The sequence below is a fragment of the Streptomyces sp. genome, assembly GCF_031178505.1.
GTDB classification, from domain to species: Bacteria; Actinomycetota; Actinomycetes; order Streptomycetales; family Streptomycetaceae; genus Streptomyces; species Streptomyces gulbargensis.
Genome location: NZ_JAPSIW010000598.1, coordinates 1 through 4357 on the forward strand (window position 1 = coordinate 1; position 4357 = coordinate 4357).

The 4357-nt window shown below is 71.7% G+C and carries 3 protein-coding genes; 1 reads left to right on the top strand and 2 read right to left on the bottom strand.

Going from position 1 to position 4357, the window contains the following annotated elements:
* Positions 1-128 precede the first annotated feature (128 nt).
* Positions 129-1607 carry a glutamate-cysteine ligase family protein gene (locus RIF68_RS28615; protein ID WP_309054188.1) on the bottom strand — a complete coding sequence of 493 codons (1479 nt, stop codon included), beginning with the start codon at positions 1605-1607 and terminating at the stop codon, positions 129-131.
* Between the two features lie 186 nt (positions 1608-1793).
* On the opposite strand from RIF68_RS28615, the gene RIF68_RS28620 reads away from it, so the two are divergent.
* Positions 1794-2588: a VOC family protein gene (locus tag RIF68_RS28620; protein ID WP_309054189.1), complete on the top strand. Its 795-nt coding sequence runs from the start codon at positions 1794-1796 to the stop codon at positions 2586-2588.
* Positions 2589-2804: 216 nt separating this feature from the next.
* Here RIF68_RS28620 and RIF68_RS28625 read toward each other — a convergent pair whose 3' ends face one another.
* Positions 2805-4016 (bottom strand): S8 family serine peptidase, encoded by a 1212-nt coding sequence (locus RIF68_RS28625; RefSeq protein ID WP_309054190.1) that lies wholly within the window; start codon positions 4014-4016, stop codon positions 2805-2807.
* Positions 4017-4357 lie beyond the last annotated feature (341 nt).

Consider the following 4357-nt stretch of genomic DNA (forward strand, 5'->3'; position numbering starts at 1 on the left):
CAGGGTGAGGACGTCCTCCGGGAGGGGCAGCCGCTCGGGCATGACCCCGACGCCGTCCTGGCGCGACGCGATGCCCAGCGCCGTCATGGTCGGCACCGGTCCGTCCGAACGGGTCACGCGGGGCGTGGTCAGTCGACCGGCCAGGTGTGCACGGGGGCGTTCAGATGCATGAAGTCGATGTACTGGCGCGTCATACGCCGCAGCGCCTCGTGCCGGCCGGCGTGGACGACGTCGTGGAGGTGGTGGAACATCTCCGTCTGCCATACGGCGCCGTTCCGGCCGGTGACGCACCGCTGCTCGATGATCCCGAGGAGCGGTTCCCGCCAGGCCGTGTCCAGTCCGAGCTGTTCCAGACCGCGGTGGGCGAGCGGCAGGAGGCGCCGCAGGACCAGTTCGGTCACCGGCACCTCGCCGGTGCCGGGCCAGTACAGCTCGGCGTCGATTCCGTGGCGCGCCGCGACGTGCAGGTTGTCGGCCGCGGCGGCGAAGGACATCCGCGACCAGACGGGCCGGTCCTCCTCGGCGAGGGCGTGGACCAGGCCGTAGTAGAAGGCGCCGTTGGACAGCACGTCGGCGACGGTGGGGCCGGCGGGCAGCACCCGGTTCTCCACCCGCAGGTGCGGGACGCCGTCGACCACCGCGTAGACGGGGCGGTTCCAGCGGTAGACCGTGCCGTTGTGGAGGGTGAGTTCGGCGAGGGCGGGGGTCCGGCCGTCGTCGAGGGTGTGGCGGGGGTCCTCGTCGTCGCAGAGGGGCAGCAGGGCGGGGAAGTACCGCGTGTTCTCCTCGAAGAGGTCGAAGACGCTGGTGATCCACCGTTCGCCGAACCAGACGCGGGGCCGGACGCCCTGCTCCTTGAACTCGTGCGGGCGGGTGTCCGTGGCCTGCTCGAACAGCGGCAGGCGCGTCTCACGCCAGAGTTCCCGCCCGAAGAGGAAGGGGGAGTTCGCGGCGAGCGCCACCTGGACGCCCGCCACGGCCTGGGCCGCGTTCCAGTGGGCCGCGAACTCCTCGGGCGCGACCTGGAGGTGGAACTGGGTGCTGGTGCAGGCCGCCTCCGGGGTGATGGTGTCCGCGTAGGTACGGAGCCGCTCCACACCGTCCACGGCGATCAGCAGGTCCTCGCCGCGGGCGGCGAAGATCTGCTCGTCGAGCAGGCGGTAGCGGGGGTTCTCGGAGAGCGCCGCGGCGCCCACGTCCTTCTGTTCCAGCGTCGGCAGGATGCCGATCATGACGAGGTGGGTGCCGAGGGCCGCGGCCTTCTCCTCGGCGTGGTCGAGCGCCGCCCGGATCTCGCGCTCCCAGGAGTCGGGTCCCCCCTCGGTGAGCCGCCGGGGCGCGATGTTGATCTCCAGGTTGAACCGTCCCAGCTCGCTCGACCAGGCGGGGTCGGCGACGGCCGCCAGGACGTCGGCGCTCCGCATGGCGGGTTCGGCCCGGCCGTCCACCAGGTTGAGTTCGATCTCCAGACCGACCTGCGGCCGCTCGGCGTCGAACCGTGACTCGCGCAGCATGCGGGCGAGGACGTCCAGGCAGGCATGGGTCTTGTCCCGGAACCGGCGGCGGTCGTCCCGCGTGAACTCCCGCGCCGGGACGTCACGTCCCATTCGGCCCTCCCGTGTCGTCGGCACGGACCTCTCCTCAGCGTGCCACTCCCGGTCCGCGCCGACCAGCGCTGCGCCCTCCCCCGGCCGGGGCCGCGCGTCGCCCCGGTGGGTGCGGCCCGGCGGGCGGATGTCGGTGGCGGGTGTCACGCTGGGTGCACCTACGGTCCACGGAAGGGAACCAACACCGTGATCACCACCGACTTCGCACCCGGTTCACCCTGCTGGCTCGATCTGGGCGCGCCGGACGTCGGCGCCGCCGCGGCGTTCTACGGCGCCGTGCTCGGCTGGGACTACGAGGCCATGGGCGACGGGGAGGAGGAGGGCGGTGTGTTCCGGAAGGACGGGAAGACCGTCGCCGGACTGGGCCGGCTCACCGAGGAAGGCGCCCGTTCGGCCTGGATGATCTACTTCACCGTCACCGACGCGGACGCCACCACCCGGGCCGTCGAGCAGGGCGGCGGCGCCGTGCGGGTGCGACCGAGGGATCTCGGCGACTGGGGGCGCATGGCGCAGTTCAACGACCCGCTGGGCGGGCAGTTCGCGGTCTGGCAGCCGGGGACGAACAAGGGCGTCGAGCTGGTGGACGCGCCCGGCTCGCTCTCCTGGACCGAGTTGTACACGAGCGACGCGGCGGCCTCGAAGGAGTTCTACGGCACGGTCCTCGGCTGGCGGTTCGACGACATGGAGCTGCCGGGCGGCGGAGGCACGTACTCGCTGGTCACTCCGGCGAGCCTGCCCGACGAGCGGATGCACGGCGGGGTGATGCAGCTTCCCAAGGAGCACCTCGTCCTGACCCACGGGCGGCCCTACTGGCACCCGGTCTTCGACGTGACGGACTGCGACGCCGCCGTCGCCCGGGTCACCGACCACGGCGGCAGCCTGCAGATGGGCCCGGAGGACGCGGAGGGCGTCGGCCGGCTCGCCGTCTGCGTCGACCCGGCGGGGGCGGACTTCGTCCTGCTCACCCCGTCCGGGCGCTGAGACAGGCGGGGACCCGGACGACGCGCCGCGGCTGTCACGCGACACGGAACGGCCCGCCGCGGCCCTCGAGGGCGCGGCGGGCCGTCGTGGCACGGAGCCGGCCGGTCGTCCGGTGCCGGCGGCGCCGTGCCGGTGGTGGGGGGCACGGTGTCCGCCGTACGCCGCGGTCGGCTCCGTCCGGGCCGTGCGCGTGCCGGTGGTACGGGCGCGGGTGGGTTACTCGACGATCTTCAGGAGCTTGTTGGCGGTGCCGGGGCTCGCGTTGCCGATCCTGTCGGCGGTGGCTCCGCCGACGAGGGCCGCGGCGACCTGGGCCGGGGTGGCGTCCGGGTGGCCGGCGAGATGGACGGCGGCGGCGCCGACGACGTGCGGGGTGGCCATCGACGTACCGGAGATGGTCCTGGTGCCGGTGTCGCTGTCGTTCCAGGTGGAGGTGATCTCCGAGCCGGGGGCGTACAGGTCGACGACGGAGCCGAAGTTGGAGAAGTCGGACTGCTGGTCGTCCTTGGTGGAGGAGGCCACGGTGATGGCCTCCGGCACGCGGGACGGGGAGCCCTGGCCGGCGTCGGCGGACTCGTTGCCGGCGGCCACACCGAAGGTGACACCGGCGGCGATGGCCTTCTTCACCGCCTCGTCGAGGGCCGGGTCGGCGCTGCCGCCGAGGCTCATGTTGGCGACGGACGGGCCCTGGTGGTTGCGGGTGACCCAGTCGATGCCGGCGACGACCTGCTCGGTGGTGCCCGAGCCGTTGTCGTCCAGGACGCGCACGCCGACGATCTTGGCCTTCTTGGCGATGCCGTGGGTGGCACCGGCGATGGTGCCGGCGACGTGGGTGCCGTGACCGTTGCCGTCCTGGGCGGTGTCGTCGTTGTCGACGGCGTCGAAGCCGTCCGAGGCGCGGCCGCCGAAGTCCTGGTGGCTGACGCGGACGCCGGTGTCGATGACGTAGGCGGTGACCCCCTCACCGGCGTTGTCCGGGTAGGTGTACTTCCGGTCACCCGCGGTGTCGGCCTGGTCGACGCGGTCCAGCCCCCAGGACGGCGGGTTCTCCTGCGTGGCCTTGATGCTGAAGACCCGGTTCTGGACGACCTTGGCGACCGCCGGATCGGCGGCGAGCCGCTTGGCCTCCTTCTCCGTCAGGTTGTTGACGGAGAAGCCGTTGACGCGCGAGTCGTAGCTGCGGCGCAGGGTGCCGCCGTACTCCTGGGCGAGCCGGCTCTTGCCGGCCTTGTCGGTGGTCTCGTCGAGCAGCACGACATAGCTGCCGGCCACGGCGTTCGGGGCGCCGAGCCCGAACACGGTGCCCTCGGCGGGCGCGGGAGCCGCACCCGCGAACGGGCCGACGGCCACGGTCACTCCGGCCGCCGCGGCGATCGCGGTCGTAACGGCGATGGCGCGGAAACGGCGCGGACGCTTGTGAGTTGTCATCGAGAGGGGTCTCCTCATCAGGGTTTGTGGGGGGTTGGACCACCGGGCGGAAGCGCTCCGGCGGCCTGTTCGAAACCCTGACTGATTGACGAGTGCAAATCAAAGGGCCTTCACAGGGCTATGACCTTTTATGCAAGGTTTCTTGATAACTCGGCAGCCGGCGGCGACTGCGGCTCCGACGAGCGATCAGAAAGTGTCGACAGAGCGCAAAAACATGCGCACCGCCGAACAGTGATCCGATCGTGAGAGTTCCGAACTGATCAAGAGCGCCTCTATAGTGCGAGCGCGAACCCTTACCAGTGCCCGCTTGAGAGTCGGTTGATGTCGGCGTCCTCCACCCC